Source organism: Brevibacterium sp. GP-SGM9 (genome assembly GCF_047300845.1).
GTDB lineage: Bacteria > Actinomycetota > Actinomycetes > Actinomycetales > Brevibacteriaceae > Brevibacterium.
The window spans coordinates 1,901,033-1,920,310 of sequence record NZ_CP178563.1 but is presented as its reverse complement, the minus strand read 5'-3'; the positions used below and the strand labels follow the sequence as shown (position 1 = coordinate 1,920,310).

Below are 19,278 nucleotides of genomic sequence, written 5' to 3'. Positions count from 1 at the left end.
AGTGCCCGGCCAGCGCCCGCGAACGTACCTCGCCTCAGTCCCCACAGACACACCTCGCGTGCGCGGCCCTGAAGTGAGACGCTGGGTCCATGGCCAACGAACTCGCGTCTTCGACCAGCCCGTACCTCCGCGCGCACGCCGACAATCCCGTGAACTGGCGGATGTGGTCGAAGCAGGCCCTCGCCGAGGCGGCCGACCGTGACGTCCCCGTCCTCATCTCGATCGGCTACTCCACCTGCCACTGGTGCCACGTCATGGCCCACGAATCCTTCGAGGATGAGGCGATCGCGGCCCTGATCAACGAGCATTTCGTCGCGATCAAAATCGACCGCGAGGAGCTGCCCGACATCGACGCCTACTATATGAACGCCCTTCAGGCGATGCGCGGGCAGGGCGGCTGGCCGATGACGATCTTCGCCACCCCCGAGGGCAGCCCCTTCTACGCCGGAACATACTTCCCGCCGGCACCGCGCGGCAATCTGCCCGCGTTCACCCAGGTGCTCTCGGCCGTGTCCCAGACCTGGACGGACAAACGCGCCGAGGTGGCCGAGATGACCCAGCGGATGGACCGCGGCCTGGCCGAAATGGCCACGGCCGTCACCGATGCCCTCCCCGCCGAGGCGACCGCCGAATCGCTCAGCGCCGACGAACTCGATGCCGCCGCCGAGGCCCTGCTCGACTCCTATGACCCCGCCTGGGGAGGCTTCGGAACCGCTCCGAAGTTCCCGCCGATGATGAACCTCATGCAGCTGTTGGCGGCATTCGTGCGCTTGGGTGGGACCACCTCGGCGAAGGAGTCTGCGCGGGAATCGGGGCGGCTGGACCGCCTCGGCGCGGACGGGCATCTCGAGGGCGAACTGGTCCTCGACTGCCTCATCGCCGTGCGCGGCACCTTCGCGCGCATCGCCAGCGGAGGCATGCGCGATCAGGTGCGCGGCGGGATCGCCCGCTACAGCGTCGACCGGCAGTGGTTCGTGCCGCATTTCGAGAAGATGCTCTATGACAATGCGCTGTACCTGCGCGCCGCCGTGACCTGGGCGAAGGTCGAGCGCGCGCTCAACCCGGCATCGAAATGGCTGGCCCTGGCCGAGCGTGAGATCGCCGATACGGCAGACTTCCTGCTCGAGGATATGCGTGAGGGGCAGCGGTTCGTCGCCGCGCTCGACGCGGATTCGCTCAACAGCGCCGGGACGCTCGAGGAGGGTGCGGCGTATGTGCTGACTCCTGAGGACTTCGCCGAGGTGGGCGAGGCCGGCCTGCTGCAGCTCGTCGACTCCCCGGCCGGGGCGGACCTGTCCGGCCAGGTGGTTGCGGCGATCCGGATCATCGACTGGCTGGGCATGGACGACGTGCCCTTCGATGCCGATCACCCGGCGCCGTGGGCGACCGCAGAGACGGCTCGACAGCGGGCAGGCCTGCGGGAGATCTTCGACCGGCGCGATCGCCCGGCCAGAGACGAGAAGGCGATCACCGAGTGGAATTCCTTGGCGATCACTGCCCTCGCCGAGGCGGCCCTGTACTCCGGGGCTGACGCTGTGGGTGCGGATGACAGAGGTGTGGGTAGCCCTGCGGAGCCGATGCTCCCCGACTCGGACCGGTGGGGTCGTGCCGCGGCCGAGGCCTGGGAAGCCATGCATCGCAGCTTCGGTGCGGGGGAGTCCGGGGCGGCACTGGAAGTGCGGCGCAGCTTCACTGGAGAGGTGCCCGGGCCGGGCGCGGCGGGACTGGCCGACTGGGCGCAATTCGTCACTGCCGGACTCACCATTCGACAGTTGGGTGACGGTGGTGAGCCTGCGTCCGCCGAAGGCACTTCGGGGGTCGGGACCGCCTCGTTGGACGAGCTGGCGTCACTGAGCGAGCGGATGTTCGCGGAGTTCACCGCCGAGGGCGAGACCCTCGAGGTGTTCGACTCACTCAGCGACGAGATCCTCACGATCCGATCGTCCGACCCGGTCGACAACACCGTCCCCTCGGGCCGGTCGGCGGCCGCGGAGGTCGCACTGCTCCTCGCCGAGGTGGGAGTCGAGTCGAGCGGTCAGGCGGCTTCGCCGATGGCCGAGGCAGACCCGGATTCGACCGGCAGCCTCACCACCGGTCGGCTGCTCGATCTGCGCGAGCGCCTCCTCGGCGTCTATCGGGCACTCGCGGCCAGAGCTCCGCGCGGCTGCGGTCATGGCCTGTGGCAGGCGGAGCGGGCGCTCGCCCCCGTGCGCGTGGCCAGCCGAGACGCCGATCTGCGGGTGTTGGCGGCCCGCCATCCTGCCGTCACCCTCATCACCGCCTCCACCGGAGTGCCCGATGAGAACGGTCGCGACGTCGAAGTTCCCGCAGGAGCGGCGATCGTCTGCCGCGGAACCGCATGCTCACTGCCGGTGACGACGGCAGATGAGCTGCGGTCGCTGCTGGACGGCTGAATCGAGGGGCAGGCTCAGGCGATGCTGTCTGGTCTCAACCCCAGCTCAGGCGCTCGATTCCGGAGAGGACGAGGTCGAGGCCGACGATGAACTCGGACTTCTCATCGAATTTCGCGAACTCGCCGAGCACCGAGTGGACGAAGGGGAACTCCTCTTCGTCGAAGCTCGCCCACCGGTCGATCTGCTCGGCGAACTCGGCCTCGGTGTCCTCCATCGACTCGCGATCGATCGCGCTCTGCGAAACCTCCGCACCCATTCCGGACGCGTAGTTGACCACAGCCAGCGAGGCGTGGAACTGGCTGGTCAGGTCGAGTTCCGTCCTCTGCAGGGCCTGGCCGATCCGTTCCCAGTAGCTGAGTGAATTGTGTTCGTCGGGGCCGGCCTTGATCAGCTGCCCCGCCAGCCAGCGGTGCTCGATCATCTGGACGAACAGACAGAGGACGAGGCGGCGGACGTCCCGCAGCGCCTCGGCGGTGGCGGTGCTCGTAGCCTCCGCCGGGACCATCTCGGGATAGGCGGCGAACATCGGCGGGGTGGCCAGCCCGTCGGCGATGAGCGCACCGGCGTCGTCGAGGGCGCGACCGAGCAGCTCGTCGGCGACGATCGCCATCAGCTCGTCCTTGCCCGAGGCATACCAGTAGAGGCTCGCGACACCGCTGTCGAGCTGCGCGGCCAACCCTCGCAGCGTCACCTTCTCTGCGCCCACGGCATCGAGGGTGGCGATCGCGGCCTCGATGATCTGGTCGAGCGACAGCGATGCGCGGGTGCGCGACTGCCCGCGACCGCCTCGGCGACGGGGATCCTGGCGACGCGAACGACGCATCTGTTCCGACCGTTCGATCCGTTCGGCGCGAGCGGCTCGCGGGTCGAAGGCGCCCGAGCGCGGATCGCGCCCGTCACGGGGATCCCGTCCGGCGCGTGGGTCGCGGCCATCACGCGGGTCGCTTCCGTCACGCGGATTGCTTCCGGCTCGCGGATTGCGAGCTGAGCGGGGAGTGCGCCGGCCGCGCGAGCCCGGGGTTGATTCGCCGCGTGCACGACGGGGTGTGTCGGATGCCATGCCTCGAATCTACCGACCCGCTTGCAATCGATCAAACAGCGTTCTATTCTCGAACAGAGTTCGACAGATCGAACAACGTTCCATAAGCGAACGGGGTTCGATCATGTCTTCCGAAACTCAGCTCTTCCAGACACTCATCTCTTCCGAAGCTCACCTCCTCGGGACCGGATACCGGCCCCTCCCGCCACACGAAAGGCTCCCCATGTCCTCCCCAGCATCCACCACGACTGCGGTGCGCAAACCGCAGAGTCTCCGCGCGGCCTGGCCCGCACTCCTCGCCCTGTGCCTGACCATGCTCGTCGAGATGGTCGATAACTCCATCCTCAACATCGCCCTGCCCACGATCGGCAGAGACCTCGGCGCCTCGCCGACGGACCTCCAATGGATCGTCGGCGCCTACTCCCTGACCTTCGGCGGACTGCTCATGGTCGGCGGCACGATGGGCGACAAACTCGGCCGCAGGCGGACCCTCCTCGTCGGCCTCGCCCTCTTCGGACTGGCCGGCCTGGCCGTCCTCCTCGTCACCACTCCCGTGCAGCTCATCGCGGTGCGGGCGCTCTCCGGGGCCTTCGCTGCGTTCATCGCACCGCTGACGATGTCCCTGATCTTCCGCCTCTTCGACCGCGATGACCTGCGGACGAAGGCGATCGGCATCATCATGGTCGTGTCCATGATCGGCTTCGCCGTCGGCCCGACCCTGGCCGGACTCGCCATCGCCAGCTGGCCCTGGCAGGCGCTGCTCGTCATCAACGCACCCGTGGCCGCCATCGCCTGGATCGGTGTGCGCTTCGGAGTCGCCAAGGACGATCCCGCCGACCGCAGAAGCGGCGGCACCGACGTCGTCGGCGCCGCGCTCTCGGTCGCCTCGCTCGGGTTTCTCCTCTACGGCTTCACCGCCGGAGTCGAGAACGGATGGACCGCCCCTCTGACCATCGCCGTCTTCGCCGCCGGCATCCTCTCACTCGTCGGGTTCATCTGGCGGGAGAAGACTGCGACGGACCCGATGCTCGACCTCAAGCTGCTCGCCCTGCCCACCGTCAGCGGATCGGCGATCCTGCAGACGGCGACGATGATCGCCATGGTCGGCGTCATGTTCGTCTCCACCCAGCTCTACCAGTTCGCATGGGGCTGGTCGGCCCTGCAGGCCGGCCTGGCGAACCTTCCGTTCGTCGCCGGAATGCTCGTCGCCGGGCCCTTCGTCGACCGGGCCGTCGCCCACTTCGGACACCGCAAGACCTCGATCGGGGGCGTGGCGCTCGTGCTCATCAGCCTCGTGATCTGGATCTTCGCCCTCTCCCACGGATTCATCTGGTGTGCCATCGGCATGCTCGTGATGACGATGGGCATGCGCACGATCATGACCACGGGAGCCGTCGCCCTCCTCGGTGCGCTGCCCGAATCGCATACTTCGATCGGCTCGGCGCTCAACGACACCGCTCAGGAGCTCGGCAACGCCGTGGGCGTGGCGATCGTCGGCACGATCATGGCGACGGTGCTCGGCAGCACGCTTCCGCAGGGGGCCTGGGATTCGGCCATGGTCGCCGGGTTCGTCCACTCCCAGCAGATCTCGTTCACCATCCTCGCCGGCATCGTGCTCGTGATGTCGATCTTCGGCATCCGCACGCTCACCGATTCGAAGGAGACCGAAGAGCACTGAGATTCACCCGGCCGCGGACCTGCGCCCGCGTCGGAGCTGACCTGCCGGGACCGCATGGCCGCTGCGATTCACTCGACGAGGCGCAGCTCCCGATACCGGTTGAGCGCGGCCGCAATCTCCTGGGGTCGGGGCCGCGTGAGGTGGCCGGGGTGATCCCGATGCCCCGTGAGCCCATCGATTCCCTGAGTGTCGAGCATGCCCTCAATCTCGTCGACAGCCTCAGCCACCGAGGTGCGGCCGTCGAAGATCTCGGCCAGGTACTCCAGGGCCTCGGCGACTCCGGAGGTCTGTTGGGCATCGACGAGCTGCGAGACCGCGACGAGGTCGATGAAGCTCTTGCCGAACTGGATCCGGTCGATGCCTTTGGCCCGCGCGGACTTCGTCTTCGATGCCGGCCGCAGCGCCTTCGCGGTCGGGGTGCGGGGCCCGGGTGTGAGCGCGGGCCCGGCGGGCCCGGCGGGGCCGGTGGGGTCGGCGGGCTGTGTCGCGGCGGAGTCACCGGCCGACGTCACCTCAGGAACTCCCACCAAATCGCGGGCCTGCGCGGTGACATCCCGGGGCACGTAGGCGTCGAGGGCGATGACGTGATCGGCGACTTCGAAGAATGCGCTCGAACCGCCGGCAACGAGCACCGTGGACACGCCCCGGCCGGTGAGCAGGGGGCGGATGCGGTCGACGAACGGGGTGATCGGTTCCCGATCCGCGGGAATGAGGGCCCGCATCCGCTGATCGCGGATCATGAAATTCGTCGCCGAGGTGTCCTCATCGATGAGCAGGCTCCGCGCACCGGCTTCGACGGCCTCGACGAGGTTGGCCGCCTGGGACGTCGAACCGCTGGCATTCGTGGTGGTGAAGGATCTCGTGTCAGTGCCGGATGGCAGATTGTTGATGAACGGTGAGATGTCGTCTCCGGTGACGGCACGACCGTCCTCGGCCCGAATGGAGGTGGCGCTTGGATCGGTGATGACCCATTCGCGCCCGTCGCCGGCGATGTGCGGGTACACGCCGCGTTCGAGGGCGCGCAGAATCGTCGACTTGCCGTGATACCCGCCGCCCACGATCACCGTGACCCCGCGCGGGATCGCCATGCCCGTGAGCCGACGGCCGCTGCTCAGGGTCACCGTGTGTGCGAGCTCGGGCGGGCTGGCGAATGCGACGGCCTCGGCCGCCGGCATCGGGCGGTCCGAATCCCCGGATCGGCGGGGCAGGATCGCACCGTTGCCGACGAAGCCGACCAGATCGGCCTCGCCGAGGTGGTTCCGCAGCTCCAGCTGATCGCGGTGGAGCTGAACATGGTCGTGCAGGCCCTGTGCCGAGGGGTCGGCATCGGCCCACTCCTCGAAGAGGAAGATTCGGCGGGCGAGTCCGGGAAGATCCCGGGTGAGGACGTCGGCGGCCTGATGGCCGAGGATGCGGCGTCCCCGGGCCGGGAGGTTGACGAGGAGTCTGGCTTCGAAGCCGCTGTCGTCGATGAGGATGTTGCTGCGCTCGAGCACTTCCTGTCCCGGGTGGCCGAGGATGATCGCGCGCTGGTCGAGCTTCGACAGTACGGCATTGCCGGCTCGAAGCAGGTAGTCGGCGGCCGCGACCCGGTCCTGCCTGTCTGTGGTGAGATCGGCGGGAAAGCCCGCATCTGCCCTGTCGACTCTGACCCGCACCTTCGAGGGCGAGGCGAAAGGGTCGACCTGCACCCGGTCGATGAACAGCTGGACCGGACCGAACTGGTAGCGACCGCGGATCTGTTTAAAGTTCCCGTAGCTGCGGCCGTCGAGATCGCGCAGGGTGGCGGCAAGATTCGTGCGTGGGGAGTTCATCCCAGAAATGCTACGGGATCGAGTGCAACACGAGCCGATCAACCGAGGCGGGCCGATCAGCCGAGGTGGACTGGGCGGCCGAAGTCGACCGATCGGCCGAGGCAGACCGAACAACCGAGGTCGACCGGTCAGCTTCGGAGATAGAATGCCACGGCGTTGTCCCAGAACACGGCGCTCGCCTCCTCCGGAGTGAGGGTCTCGCGGATGAGGTCGAAGTCGGCATCGGCGAATGGCCGGGCTGCCCGCGTCGACGGCAGATCTGTGCCAACCATCAGGGCGCTCGGGTCGGTGTCGACAATACGACGGACCACCTCGGCGGGGTCGAGGTCGACGCGCCCGAAGCCGGTGGCCTTGACCTTCACTCCGCGCTCGACAAGCCGGAGCAGCGTCGGCAGACCCTCGCTGTGCATGCCCAGATGATCGATGCTCACGGCCGGGAGTCCGGCGATGCGAGCGGCGAGATCCTCGTCGATGGTGCGGGCGTCGATATAGAGCTCCGAGTGCCATCCCACGAGCTCATAGACGCGCTGGGCGAAGTCCTCGAGCTCGTCAAGTGTCGCCGAACCGCCGCGGGCGACGTTGAATCGCAGCGCCTTGATGCCGGCGTCATCGAGCGACCTGATCACACCATCGCTGGTGCCGGGCGGCAGCTGGGTGACTCCGACGTAGTTGGGGCCCAGCGCCTGAAGCGCCTCGACGATGTACCCCTGGTCGAATCCCTGGAACGATCCGGAGACGACCGCGCCACCGGCAATGTCGAAGCCGTGGTCCTCGATGCTCGAGATACGGGAGCGATAGTCGACGACGGTGAATGGGTCCGGCATGAAGCCGTTGTTCTCGATGAGCGGGTGGTTGGGGTCGACGATGTGCAGGTGCGCATCGAAGGCGCGCAGGAGGTCACTCATGCCTTCACCCTACTGCGCCGCCGAGGCCGGGCTCCGCTCCGGCAAGACGCGGTCGCCGAGGCGGAATCCAGCAGAGCGGAGCTGGAGGTGCGCGTCCTGACGGCTGGTGGGAAGCTCGGCCGCGTGTCGAACGCCGGAGCCGATCACCCTCCACCCCGGATCGCAGAAGGTGCTCGCCGGGCTGAACAAGTAAGGGCGCTGGGGAGGCTGAGCAGGCGCCTGAGGAGCGGGGAGCCCGCCTCGGTCAACGGTTACGTCGAAAAAGTCGTCTCCCACGACTGAGGCGCGGCTCAGTCAACACTTACGGCGAAAAAGTCGTCGCACGCGACGTTGTTCTCGACGTAACTGTTGATCGGGCGCCCGGACCGGTCGTCGAAGTAGTTTCCGGTTCCGCCCCATCGGTACCGAACCAAGGTCGGTACCCCGTTGGGGACCCCGGGCCGGCTCATTCCCAAAGCGGGAATGCCCGCGAATTCGCGCTCAGGCTCCCTGCAGGAACGCCTTCGCCGCGGCGCCCAAGGCGACGACGTCGCTGATCGCGACCATCTCACGGGCCGAGTGCATCGAATACAGGGCCGGTCCGACATCGACGGTGGTCATGCCCAGCCGGGTCGCGGTCAGTGGGCCGATCGTCGAACCGCACGGCATCGCATTGTTCGACACGAAATCCTGGTACTTGACCCCGACGGCCGTGCACGCCCGTGACCAGGCGGCCGTGCCCACGGCGTCCGTGGCGTAGCGCTGCTGAGCATTGAGCTTGAGCAGAGGGCCCGCGCCGAGGCGGGGGCGGACATGCGGATCGTGGCGTTCCGGATAGTTCGGGTGGGCGGCATGCCCGGCGTCCGAGGACACGCAGACCGAGCCGGCCAGGGCGGCGAGATAGTCGCTGCGGATCGATTCGGGGTAGAGGGCTGCGATGATGCGTTCGGTGGCATCGGCGAGGAACGGTCCGCACGCACCGGAGCGTGAGCTCGAACCGATCTCCTCGTGATCGAAGCCGGCGAAGAGCGCAATGCTGTCGAGAGACTCGGCATCGACTGAGGTCAGGGCGGTGATGCCGGCGTGGACGGAGAGCAGGTTGTCCAGCCTCGGCGAGGCGAAGAACTCCTCGGCGGTTCCGAAGAGTCCCGGCGCCTGGACGGGGATCGTGTAGACGTCGTGGCCGACGACGAGCTCGGGATCCACCTCGGCGGAGGCGGCGAGCAGCTCGATGACATCGGCCTCGGCGAGGTCGGCCAGGCCGATGACCGGGGTGGTGTGACGTTGCTTATCCAAGGTCAGGCCCTCGTTGACCTGCCGGTCGAGGTGGATGGCTAGCTGCGGGATGCGGGCGATCGGCCCGGTCCGGGTGAGGACCACACTGCCATCGGCGAGGCTGAGCCTGCCGGCGAAGGCGAGTTCACGGTCGAGCCAGGAGTTGAGCAGAGGGCCGCCGTAGACCTCGACGCCGACCTGCCGGGTGCCCTCGGCGGTGAATTCCTCGCCGGGCTTGAGCTTGAACGCGGGGGAGTCGGTGTGGGAGCCGAAGACGCGGAAGGCAGGGACGGTGCCGTCCGTGGGGTTCGCGGTCGTCACGGAGCCCGGCGCCGAGGCGGCTGTCCCGCCCGTGGGGTTCGACGTCGGGGTGATCCAGGCGATGATCGCGCCGTCGCGGACGACGTAGCTGCGCTGACCCGCCGCAAGCGACCATTTCTCGGATTCCTCGAGCCGGACGAAGCCTGCGGCCTCGAGTCGGGCGGCCGCCGTGGCGACGGCATGATAGGAGCTCGGGGAGGAGCTGATGAAATCGCTCAGATCGTCTGCGACCTGTGCATTCGTCTGGAGTCTCACGTGCGATTCACTCATTTCCACAGCCTATCCTTTGCGGTAGCTTTGACCACAAGGGGTTTGTTCTCTCCTGGCGGCGAACACCGTCGGGGAATACCTCGCCGAACGGCTCGGTTGACCAACACCCGGGTCGTCGGCACCGCACCACCCGCGACAGGTACATCAAGTGCAAGGAGTGTTCGAAGTGAACCAGTTCGTGACCGAATGGAACACGTGGCGGGATTCTCGGAACTCTGCACTGGCGACCCCCTTCGGATGGCTGAGCGTGGTCGGCCTGCACTGGCTCGACGAATCATTGACCTGGCCCGAGGCGCCGGGGACCTTCGCCGTCGAGGACGGCTGGGTGACCGTGACCCTCGAGTCCGGAATCAAGGCCGGACCCGCCGCCGCCACATTCGACCTGATGGGCCGGGCCGATGCCTCTGAAGAGAGCGACGTCGATGCCCCCGAGGTGCAGGTGCGAGTGACGGACAACGGCTTCAGCGCCAGACTGCCGGCTGGTGGTTCGCTCAACTGGTTCACCATCGGCAGCGTGCTCTACGAACTCATCGACCGCGGCGGTCGCCTGGGCATCCGGGTCCGTGACTCGAAGTCCCCGCTGCTGGGCAAGTTCTTCGAAGTCCCGGTCTTTGACCCCGACCCGTCGTTCGTCTTCCTCGGCAAGTTCACCCGCTTCGACCCTTTCGAGACACACACCATCGAATCCGCCCAAGAGGACCTTACCCTGCAGGCCACCGCCGCCGGCGTCGTCAGCTTCGAGACCGAGGACGGCGAGGTCCGACTCCTGGCCACGGGATGTCCCGCCACCGGACTCCAACTCGACTTCCACGATTCGACGAACGGTCGGACCACCTCGGCGTGGAGGACGATCGACCTGGGCGTGCCGAATCAGGACGGATCGCTGGTCATCGACTTCAACCGCGCGGTGAACTACCCGTTCGCGTTCACAGCCTTCGCCACCTGCCCCGCCCCGATCGCAGGCAACGTCGTGCCCTTCGACGTCACGGCCGGTGAGCGGCGGCCCCCGTTCTTCTACTCGGATGCCGGGATCAACGTGCCGTTCCTGTTCTACGTCTGGTGGGACGAGGAGAGCGCCGAGGTGACCCGGCCCTGGTACTCCCGCTTCGGCCTCGACATCACCGTGCTCAACCCGAATCTCGACGACGGCGAGGTCTCGCTCGTCGGCTTCGACGGGGTCGCGATGTCCGGCGGCGACCTCAGCCCGCTCGGACGCAAGGCCAGGTCACGACTGGTCAAGGTGGCCACCGAGGCGCTGACATCGCGCATTCCGGTCATCGGCATCGGCGCCTACGCGGAGTTCGTCATCCGCGCCCAGCGGGAGCTGCGGGAGCAGGAGGGCTACAGGGACGGCATCGAATCCGAATACGAGCCGTCGTCCGACCGATTGCTCATCGTGATGAACAACGAACTCGACCCGCGCAGGGCCGGATTCGACATTGTGCACACCGATGCCAGCGGCCTCATCTACGTCGAGATGCCCTTCGACATCCCGCTCGAATCCGAGCGCACGGAGATCGAGGACCTCGAGGCGGCGATGCGGGACAACGCCCCGATCACCAGCTGGCAGGAATTCGACTTCCGCATGGTCGCCCTCATCCGCCAGCATCGCTGACACCACTCCCCACTGCTACCTGACGGGAGCCCAGCCACCTTGCGCGAGGTAGCTGGGCCCCCGTCAGGTAGCAGTGGGAGGGTGAGAGACCTGGGCAGTCCTACCAGATGGTCACGCGCTGCTCGGGGGCGAGGTACATGTCGTCGGCCTCGGTGACTCCGTAGGTGTCGTGGAAGGCCGTCATGTTCTTCACGACCTGGTTGCAGCGGAATTCCTCGGGGGCATGCGGGTCGATCGAGAGCCGGCGCACGCGCTCCTCGGTGCGCATCTTCGACCGCCATGCCTTCGCCCAGGCTTCGAAGAAGGTTCGTGCCTGTTCCCGACTCGGCGTCACGCCCAGTTCGAGTTCGAGGGCCTTCCAGCCGATGGAGAGTCCACCCAGGTCGCCGATGTTCTCACCGACGGTCAGCGCCCCGTTGACGTGCTGCGAAGCCTCGAGCCCGGCGGGCACCAGCGCCTCGTACTGGGCGATGAGGGCATTCGTGCGCTGCTCGAAAAGTTCCCGGTCCGACTCGGTCCACCAGTCGACGAGGTTGCCGTCGCCGTCATAGCGTGAGCCCTGATCGTCGAAGCCGTGCCCGATCTCGTGGCCGATGACCGCCCCGATCGCTCCGAAGTTCGCCGCCACATCGCCGGAAGCGTCGAAGAACGGGGGCTGGAGGATCGCGGCGGGGAAGACGATCTCGTTCATCACCGGGTGGTAGTAGGCGTTGACGGTCTGCGGGGTCATCAGCCATTCGGTGCGGTCGATCGGTCCGCCGATCCGGCGCACCTGCCGCTCGTGTTCGGCACGTGCGCAGCGGCGCACATTGCCGACGAGGTCGCCCCCATCGATGGCCGCCGGGTACTCGCGCCACACCTCGGGGTAGCCGACCTTCGGGGTGAATTTCGAGAGCTTGACCAGGGCGCGTTCCTTGGTCTCCGCGCTCATCCAGTCGAGTTCGGTGATCGACTTCTCGTAGGCCTCGATGAGCCTGGCCACGAGGTGGTCGATGGCGTCCTTGGCCGCCGGTGGGAACTCGGCTGCGACGTAGAGTTTGCCCACAGCCTCACCGAGGAGGCCCTGCACGAGCCCGACGCCGCGCTTCCAGCGTTCTCGCAGCTCAGGGGTGCCGGAGAGGGTGCGGGAGTTGAAGTCGAAGTTCTCTTCGACGAACTCGTCGGCCAGCAGTGAGGCAGTGTCGGAGACGACGACGAAGCGCAGCCAGGTCTTGATCGTCTCGAGGTCGGTCTCGGCCCACACCTTGGCCATGCCGGTGACGAACGAGGGCTGTCCGATGACGAGGTAGCGCAGGTCCGCAGCCTCGGCGGTGAGCACCCCGAGCCATGAGTCGAAGTCGAATTCGGGGCCGAGGTCGCTCAGTTCGGAGATCGAGACCTTGTTGTAGGTCTTCTCCGCGTCCCGGCAGGCGACCCGGTCCCAATGGTGGCGGGCCAGGGCGGTTTCGAACGCCATCACCTTGGCGGCCACCTCGTCGTCGGAGATTCCGCTCTTCTCACCGAGGCCTGCCAGGGCGGACATCTTCTGCACGTGCGCGAGGAACTTCGCGCGCACCTCGGCGTGGTCGTCGTTGAAGTAGTAGTCCTCGTCGGGCAGGGAGATGCCGGCCTGGTCGAGGTAGAGGGCGTAGACGTCGGAGTCTTTCGCATCGGCGGTGACATAGCCACCGAGCACCCCGCCGATGCCTTCGATCTCGAAGCGGGCGAGCAGTGCGGCGAGTTCGGACTTGTCCTCGGCGGCGTCGATCGCCGCGAACGAGGAGTCCAGGGGGTGCACGCCGAGTTCGTTGATCCGGTCGACGTCCATGAAGGAGGTGAAGAGGTCGGCGACTTTCTGGCCTTCGCTGCCGGGTTCCTGCACGGAGTCGGAGACGGAGGTGATGATGTCGCGGACCTTGGTCTCCGCGGTGTCGAAGAGCTCCCGCATGGCCCCGTCACCGGCGCGGTCGCCGGGGATGGTGAAGGAGTCGATCCACTCGCCGTTGATGTGCCGGTACAGGTCGTCCTGCGGGCGTGCGGCCGACGTTTCGGGGCGCGCCGAGGCGTTCGGAGTTTCAGAAGTCATGGTGCAACAGTATCGTGATCGTGAGGGCGAATGTGCCGAAAGAACCGGGCCGGTCCGCGCACCGGAGGACCTTCGCAGGCGATGAGGAGGAACATATGAGTATGGCATCTGTGGTGTTCGTGTGCACGGGCAACATCTGCCGCTCGGTCACGGCCGAACGCGTGCTCGAGCATCATCTCGAGATCAACGGTGCCACGGCGGTCGTCGACTCCGCCGGCATCAGCGACGAGGAGGCCGGCAACCCCATCGACCCACGTCAGGCGCGTGTGCTCGAGGCTGCCGGGTACCGCACGGATGATCATGCGGCGCGGCAGATCACGCCCGAATGGCTGGCCGAGCGTGACGTCGCGATTGCGATGACGGCCCGCCACTACCGTGCCCTGCAGGAGATCATTCGGGACCTGCCCGCCGAGGCGGTTCCGGAGCTGCGGATGCTGCGTGAGTTCGATCCGCGGGTGAGTGGAGCCCGCGCCGAGGCGAGTGGAGGTGCCGAGGCGGGTGCCGCAGGTGCCCCCGCGACCGACGTGCCGGACCCGTGGGGCGGGGAATTGCAGGATTTCGAAGAAACTCTTGAGACAATAGAGGTGTCCGTGCCAGGAATCACAGATCATCTGCTCTCGTTGGCGACGCAGTCTCGGTGATACTGAAGGCAGGATGGCAGAAGATGAAGATTTTCGTTGAAGGAGAATATGACATGACTCGATCACGGTGGACGGCTCTGCGGCTGGGCTTCGCGGCCCTGCTGGTGGCTGCCTTGAGTGTCTTCGCCTTTGCTCCTGCCAGTGCCCACGACCAGCTGGTGTCCTCGAATCCCGAGGACGGTGCCGAGCTCGACCAGCAGCCCGAATGGCTCGAGATGACCTTCTCCGGAAACATTCAGGAGGTCGGCTCCGAGGTGCAGGTCGTCGTCGACGGCACCGACGTCTCTGCCGGTGAGCTCACCGTCGACGGCAAGAAGCTGTCCGTGGCTCTGCCCGACAATCTCAAGCCCGGTGACTACAAGGTGACCTGGCGCGTCGTGTCCCAGGACGGCCATCCGATCTCCGGCGACTATGACTTCAACATCAAGGACTCCGAGGGTGCCGGCGGTTCCGTCGAGGAGACCACGCAGGCCGGACTCGGCGGCGGGGTCGTCGACGAGCCGGGCAAGGACACCGAGGAGCGCGGTGAGATCGGCGAGTCCGCCGATTCCGACTCGGGCATGTCGACCCCGATGATCGTGCTGCTCGCCGTGGGCGGTCTGGCGATCATCGTCATCGTCGTCCTCCTCATGCGCCGCAAGGCCCAGGGCCTGCCCGGCACCAAGGGCGACGACTCCGGTTCGGGCCCCGGGGGAGACCCGAAAAACGGCTGATCTGACGGACGACCCCTGATCCCACAGAGGATCTCCACCGATGCCGAGGCCTCGGAAGCAATCGCTTCCGAGGCCTCGGTCATTTTGTGGGGTCGGTTGGGCGGGCGAGCGACGTGGCCGGGTTCGGTCGCCGGTTCCGGCGGGCGGACGACGGCGGCCGATCCCGGCGGATCATGGTCGCTGACGATCCGATGGTGTGCCCGAACGCTCAGGACTCCGGGTCGAAGCTGAGCAGTCGGTCATCGCCGTCCCCGGGGTCGCCACGGCCGTCGGTGTTGTTCGTCAGCACTTGCAGCGACCTGTCGGGAGCAACGGCGATGTCGCGCAGGCGTCCGTGTTCGCCGGCCCAGTGCTCGGTCGAGTCTGCGAGATCGTCGAGCGGAATCTCGCGCAGGCGTTCGCCGCGGAGGTTGGCGATGAAGATGCTGTCCTCGGTGATGGCCATGCCGCTGGGGCTCGCCTCATCGGGCGACCACTGCTGGACCGGGTCGATGAAGTCGCCCGAGCCGCTGTTGCCGGAATCCCCGCCGTTCTCCCCGGCGATGCCTTCCACCTCGGGCCAGCCGTAGTTGCCGCCGGCTTCGATGACGTTGAGTTCGTCCCAGGTGTCCTGCCCGAATTCCGAGGCGTACATGGTGCCTTCGGAGTCCCAGGCGATGCCCTGCGGGTTCCGGTGACCGTAGCTGTAGACGAGTGAGTCGTCGAAGGGATTGTCCTCGGGGGCATCCCCATCTGTGGTCATGCGCAGAATCTTGCCCGACAGGGCTTCGCTGTCCTGGGCGCTGTCTCGGTCGCCGGTGTCGCCGAGGGTGGCGTAGAGCATGTCGTCGGGCCCGAAGGCCACCCGTCCGCCGTTGTGGAAGTTCGCCGTAGGGAGTCCGTCGAGAACGGTCTCGGGTTCTCCCAGCGAGAGGCTTCCGGGATCGCCGGATATTGCGAACCTTTCGATGCGGTTCTCTCCGTCGGCGGCGTAGTAGGCGAAGAGTTCGTCGTCGTGGACGGCCAGGCCGTGGAGGCCCGATTCGCCCTGTGCCGAGACGTCGTCGAGGCGAGTGATCTCGCGGGCCTCGCCATTCGCGCTCAGTTCGAGGATGCGCCCGGAGTCGCGTTCGCTGATCAGCGGTGTGTCTCCGACATAGGCGATCGACCATGGTGCCTCGAGCCCCGAGGCGATAGCTTCGCCCGAGGCGACTTCAGCCCCGGAGGCCGTGCCTCCGGTTGAGTCCGTGCCCGTCCCGGTTCCGGAATCCGCCGCCGAGGTGGTGCCCGAGTCCTGCTCGCCCGTGCCCTGATCGTCGCCCCCGGACCCCGAGGAACACGCAGCCAGCAGGCTCGCCAACATGGCCGCGGCCCCGGTGCGGAACAGGTCGATTCGTGTCTGACTGTTCTGTCTGCCTGGATGAGTCACGATCTGCGGTGTCCTTTCGTGAGTTGCGACAGCTGCCGCTTGGGAAGCTAACTGTTGTCAGCTCATCAGCGTGATTTCCGTGCTGGTCGGGGAGTTGACGATGACATATCCCATCTCGCCTAGAGCGGTGCTGATTGCCAGCTCCTGTCCAGCGGGGAAATTCTGTGCTCCAGATTCGCCAAAGATGTAGTAGCCGTCTTGCCGAAACGCGGATCCGAAGCGCAACGGTGCCGCAAGTCCAGCTCGTTGGGAACTGTGAACGACTGCGGCAAGGGACTGCGTCCGTATGTAACTGCCGTATCCGCCGGTAAGTTCCCCCGGTACGACACCTGCCATCAAAGCGCTTCCCGACCGCAGATCGGTCAGTTCTGCAGCGGTCGGAATTTCCAGGGCAACTAGCGTCCTGCTGGCCACCTCTTCTCGCCTCACCCAGCTTCTGCCGACAAGCAGACTGCTGAATGATTCGAGAACGGCGCCGAATCGATCTTCTGCCGTATTGAGAGTGCCCTCTGGAGCTGAAAGATCAAAGCGCCCAGAACTGCTGGAGAAGTACCAAGATCCTTGTGGCGTTCCATCCTGCAGGAAGCGGCTGTGACAGCGGAATACCGTGTCTCCTTTTCGCAGAGTCTTGGGCTCGATCGCCAGCGCCGATCCATCAGAGAGATTCCATTTGGTGTAGGAGCGACTTCTCTTGTTCACTCACGCCGCCCATGCCGAAGCGTCTGCCCTGGCCGCAGCGAGAACTGATTCCGCATCACCTGAGCGGAGACTGTCGATCGGACGCTGACTCTGCAACTCGGGGTGGGGGTGAACAAGCCAGTCCAATACGGTCCATTCGGTGGCGACATGAGGGAGCATCAGCTGGAGGATGGGCTTCAGCGCCGGGAGGACGTCTCCGGACTCGAACTGCAGTTCCGGGTAGGCGTTCCGGCCATCTGCGGTCTTCACACGCAGGATGGTGTTTCGACCCACGCGGCCGGTCAATGCCTGACGGTTCTCCAGGCCCAGCAGACGCATCGTTCGTTCGGTCGTATAGAACGGCCCGTACAGTCGATCATGGGCCTCCTTGGCTGCGTCGTCCTGGAGCTCTTCCTCCAGCTCGACCAGAAAAGGACCGAGCTTCTGCGCCGCGATCTCCTTCTGCCTTGGCGTATCCAGGCCGCTCACCATGGAAGCCAACTGCTGCGCCATCTCTCCAGCCCCGACCGCTTTGCGCCGCCGTGTCGCTTGGCGAGGCTGCTCGTAACCGTGTGCAGATGTCATGATCAGGACCTCCGTTTACAGTCTACTTGCAATGTAAACGTTTGAGAAGATCTGGCTTCCAACTCTCCGGGTGCCTGACGCCTAGACGACCCACCCTCAGCTGTTGATGACCCCGGTGGCGGTGGTGGCGATGAAGACCGCGGTGACGGCCGCCGTGACCGCGTAGGTCACCGACTCCACGGCCGCAGAGACGGCGACCGACCCCCAATTCGAGTTCTGGATCTCGGTCGCTCGCTTCTTGATCTCCTTGCTCCACGGCAGCGGCGGTTTGAGATTGTCGAGTACGCCGGCCGCGGACAGCAGTGCGATGATCGCACCGGTGTGCTCGTCGGGATCCTTCTGCCCCTCGAGAACCTCGGTGATGGTCGAACGCAGAGCCGACTCGGGGCGGGGATCCTTCTCCGGCCATTGCGTGGTCGTGAAGACCCAGAGCGACTTCGTCTCCTCCTTCTCGATGATCCCGCGCTCGACCAGCCGTTCGAGGACGGTCTCGGCGATCTTCGGGAACTCGTTCTCGACGAACTTCGACACCTTCTGCTCGTCATCACCGAGAGCGGCGAGAGCCTCGGCGAGCAGGCCGTCGTCGGGTGCAGTACCCCCACGACTTCCGGTCGCTTTCACCCACGAGGTCTTCTTCTCCTGCCGGACATCGAGGTATCCGCCGGTCGCGAGTTCGATGAGGAGTGCACCGACGAGCGGGTAGCGTGCGTTTTCGAGTTCGAAGGCGACCTTGCCGCTGTCGGGGAGCATGAGCAGCATGACCTCCTCGGCGATGAGCAGTCTGTTGTTCAGGGGAGCGGTCGTGGACATGGCGGGCCTTTCGACGGGCTACGGCTGACGATCACCACTGTAGTCGGGCGCCGCCTGCGAACAACAGGGGCAGAAGTCACCCCACCAACCGCACGTGCGCGGCGAGGCCGGTGTCCTCGGCGGTGAGCGCCCGCGCCGTGTCGAGGATCGTCGAGCGCATCGCCGCCGCGGCCATCGTCGGGCGCACATCGGCACGGGTGGCGAGGCTGACGGTGCGGGTCAGACGCGGCTCGACCAACTCCGCCGAAGCCAGCTGGGGCCGGTCGACGAGGACCATGGCCGGGACCACGGCGACGCCGAGCCCGCGCTCGACGAAACGGAGCACCGCATCCATCTCCGCCCCCTCGACGAGGATGTTCGGGGCCAACCCGGCAGAATCGAAGGCCGCCGAGGTGGCCTCACGGAGGTCGTATCCGTGATGGAACAGCACCTGGGGAAGATCGGCCACCTCGGCGAGGGTGACCGTGTCACTGGTCAGCAGCTCGCCCCCGGCGGCGGCGATGACCACAAGGTCCTCCCCGAGCACCCCCTGCAGGCGCAGTCGGGGCATCTGCGCCGCCGGACCTAAAGTCCGGGTGATGAGCGCGAGGTCGAGCTCGCCGGCGCCGAGGGCCTCGATGACCTCGCGGGAGCCCTTCTCCATGAGTTCGAGCTCGATGCCCGGGTGTTCGGCGTGGAACCGACTGATCGCCTCGGCGACGAGGCTGACACACAGCGTCGGGGTCGCGCCGAGGCGGATGCGCCCCTTCCGCAGACCAGCGAGCTCATCCATGTCACGCCGGACCGCCTCGGCGTCGGCGAGCATCCGACGCGCCGTCGGCAGCAGCGTCTCTCCCGCCGCGGTCAGGGAGATGTGCCCGTGGGCACGGTGGAAGAGCTCGGCGCCGAGCTCCTTCTCCAGGGTGGAGATCTGCCTCGACAGCGAGGGCTGAGCGAGGTGGAGGTTGGTAGCTGCCCTCGTGAAATGGCCGGTGGCGGCGACCTCGACGAAACTCGCGAGTTGGTCCAGATTCATGGCAATAGCATATCGCTATCAACTCCAGTCAAACAATGCATTGGACGTATGTA

The 19,278-nt window shown here is 66.5% G+C and carries 15 protein-coding genes; 5 read left to right on the top strand and 10 right to left on the bottom strand.

Annotated features, from left to right (window positions below; all coding sequences use genetic code 11):
* Positions 1-89: 89 nt before the first annotated feature.
* Positions 90-2,414, top strand: coding sequence for a thioredoxin domain-containing protein (locus ACH82I_RS08705; RefSeq protein WP_413336680.1), 2,325 nt, complete (start codon positions 90-92; stop codon positions 2,412-2,414).
* 34 nt (positions 2,415-2,448) lie between these two features.
* Here the strand turns inward: ACH82I_RS08705 and ACH82I_RS08700 are convergent, their stop codons facing one another.
* Positions 2,449-3,474 carry a TetR/AcrR family transcriptional regulator C-terminal domain-containing protein gene (locus tag ACH82I_RS08700; RefSeq protein WP_413336679.1) on the bottom strand — a complete coding sequence of 342 codons (1,026 nt, stop codon included), beginning with the start codon at positions 3,472-3,474 and terminating at the stop codon, positions 2,449-2,451.
* 202 nt (positions 3,475-3,676) lie between these two features.
* Between ACH82I_RS08700 and ACH82I_RS08695 the strand changes: the two genes are divergently transcribed.
* Positions 3,677-5,131, top strand: coding sequence for an MFS transporter (locus tag ACH82I_RS08695; protein WP_413336678.1), 1,455 nt, complete (start codon positions 3,677-3,679; stop codon positions 5,129-5,131).
* Positions 5,132-5,199: 68 nt separating this feature from the next.
* Here the strand turns inward: ACH82I_RS08695 and ACH82I_RS08690 are convergent, their stop codons facing one another.
* The 3 genes from ACH82I_RS08690 to ACH82I_RS08680 form a co-directional block, all read right to left on the bottom strand.
* Positions 5,200-6,945, bottom strand: coding sequence for an ABC-ATPase domain-containing protein (locus ACH82I_RS08690; protein ID WP_413336677.1), 1,746 nt, complete (start codon positions 6,943-6,945; stop codon positions 5,200-5,202).
* 128 nt (positions 6,946-7,073) lie between these two features.
* A complete protein-coding gene (locus tag ACH82I_RS08685) occupies positions 7,074-7,850 on the bottom strand; it encodes an amidohydrolase family protein (RefSeq protein WP_413336676.1) in 777 nt (258 codons plus the stop codon).
* A 480-nt stretch (positions 7,851-8,330) separates the two neighbouring features.
* The gene (locus tag ACH82I_RS08680; protein ID WP_413336675.1) at positions 8,331-9,695 is read right to left on the bottom strand and encodes a M18 family aminopeptidase; all 1,365 of its coding nucleotides are present in this window, start codon (positions 9,693-9,695) and stop codon (positions 8,331-8,333) included.
* 166 nt (positions 9,696-9,861) lie between these two features.
* Between ACH82I_RS08680 and ACH82I_RS08675 the strand changes: the two genes are divergently transcribed.
* The gene (locus ACH82I_RS08675) at positions 9,862-11,310 is read left to right on the top strand and encodes a DUF1684 domain-containing protein (RefSeq protein WP_413336674.1); all 1,449 of its coding nucleotides are present in this window, start codon (positions 9,862-9,864) and stop codon (positions 11,308-11,310) included.
* A gap of 100 nt (positions 11,311-11,410) precedes the next feature.
* Here the strand turns inward: ACH82I_RS08675 and ACH82I_RS08670 are convergent, their stop codons facing one another.
* Positions 11,411-13,375, bottom strand: coding sequence for a M13 family metallopeptidase (locus ACH82I_RS08670; RefSeq protein ID WP_413336673.1), 1,965 nt, complete (start codon positions 13,373-13,375; stop codon positions 11,411-11,413).
* Positions 13,376-13,470: 95 nt separating this feature from the next.
* Here ACH82I_RS08670 and ACH82I_RS08665 point away from each other — a divergent pair, with 95 nt between their 5' ends.
* Both ACH82I_RS08665 and ACH82I_RS08660 read left to right on the top strand, forming a co-directional pair.
* A complete protein-coding gene (locus ACH82I_RS08665) occupies positions 13,471-14,016 on the top strand; it encodes a low molecular weight protein-tyrosine-phosphatase (protein WP_230748363.1) in 546 nt (181 codons plus the stop codon).
* Positions 14,017-14,069: 53 nt separating this feature from the next.
* A complete protein-coding gene (locus ACH82I_RS08660) occupies positions 14,070-14,729 on the top strand; it encodes a copper resistance protein CopC (protein ID WP_413336672.1) in 660 nt (219 codons plus the stop codon).
* A gap of 208 nt (positions 14,730-14,937) precedes the next feature.
* Here the strand turns inward: ACH82I_RS08660 and ACH82I_RS08655 are convergent, their stop codons facing one another.
* From ACH82I_RS08655 to ACH82I_RS08635, 5 genes are all read right to left on the bottom strand, one after another.
* Positions 14,938-16,137: a PQQ-dependent sugar dehydrogenase gene (locus ACH82I_RS08655; protein WP_413336671.1), complete on the bottom strand. Its 1,200-nt coding sequence runs from the start codon at positions 16,135-16,137 to the stop codon at positions 14,938-14,940.
* A gap of 57 nt (positions 16,138-16,194) precedes the next feature.
* Positions 16,195-16,836: an RES family NAD+ phosphorylase gene (locus ACH82I_RS08650; RefSeq protein ID WP_413336670.1), complete on the bottom strand. Its 642-nt coding sequence runs from the start codon at positions 16,834-16,836 to the stop codon at positions 16,195-16,197.
* On the bottom strand, positions 16,837-17,400 hold the full coding sequence (locus tag ACH82I_RS08645) for a hypothetical protein (protein ID WP_413336669.1): 564 nt from the start codon (positions 17,398-17,400) through the stop codon (positions 16,837-16,839). It abuts the gene before it with no gap.
* Between the two features lie 96 nt (positions 17,401-17,496).
* On the bottom strand, positions 17,497-18,210 hold the full coding sequence (locus tag ACH82I_RS08640; RefSeq protein WP_413336668.1) for a GOLPH3/VPS74 family protein: 714 nt from the start codon (positions 18,208-18,210) through the stop codon (positions 17,497-17,499).
* 76 nt (positions 18,211-18,286) lie between these two features.
* Complete coding sequence (locus ACH82I_RS08635; RefSeq protein ID WP_230748375.1) at positions 18,287-19,225, bottom strand: LysR family transcriptional regulator; 939 nt, start codon at positions 19,223-19,225, stop codon at positions 18,287-18,289.
* Positions 19,226-19,278 lie beyond the last annotated feature (53 nt).

Bases quoted from the DNA above. Each gene is read 5' to 3' on its own strand.
- ACH82I_RS08670 (WP_413336673.1), bottom strand. From the start codon at position 13,375: ATGACTTCTGAAACTCCGAACGCCTCGGCGCGCCCCGAAACGTCGGCC.
- ACH82I_RS08665 (WP_230748363.1), top strand. From the start codon at position 13,471: ATGAGTATGGCATCTGTGGTGTTCGTGTGCACGGGCAACATCTGCCGC.
- ACH82I_RS08705 (WP_413336680.1), top strand. From the start codon at position 90: ATGGCCAACGAACTCGCGTCTTCGACCAGCCCGTACCTCCGCGCGCAC.
- ACH82I_RS08690 (WP_413336677.1), bottom strand. From the start codon at position 6,945: ATGAACTCCCCACGCACGAATCTTGCCGCCACCCTGCGCGATCTCGAC.
- ACH82I_RS08695 (WP_413336678.1), top strand. From the start codon at position 3,677: ATGTCCTCCCCAGCATCCACCACGACTGCGGTGCGCAAACCGCAGAGT.
- ACH82I_RS08680 (WP_413336675.1), bottom strand. From the start codon at position 9,695: ATGAGTGAATCGCACGTGAGACTCCAGACGAATGCACAGGTCGCAGAC.
- ACH82I_RS08640 (WP_413336668.1), bottom strand. From the start codon at position 18,210: ATGTCCACGACCGCTCCCCTGAACAACAGACTGCTCATCGCCGAGGAG.
- ACH82I_RS08700 (WP_413336679.1), bottom strand. From the start codon at position 3,474: ATGGCATCCGACACACCCCGTCGTGCACGCGGCGAATCAACCCCGGGC.
- ACH82I_RS08660 (WP_413336672.1), top strand. From the start codon at position 14,070: ATGACTCGATCACGGTGGACGGCTCTGCGGCTGGGCTTCGCGGCCCTG.
- ACH82I_RS08685 (WP_413336676.1), bottom strand. From the start codon at position 7,850: ATGAGTGACCTCCTGCGCGCCTTCGATGCGCACCTGCACATCGTCGAC.
- ACH82I_RS08635 (WP_230748375.1), bottom strand. From the start codon at position 19,225: ATGAATCTGGACCAACTCGCGAGTTTCGTCGAGGTCGCCGCCACCGGC.
- ACH82I_RS08645 (WP_413336669.1), bottom strand. From the start codon at position 17,400: ATGACATCTGCACACGGTTACGAGCAGCCTCGCCAAGCGACACGGCGG.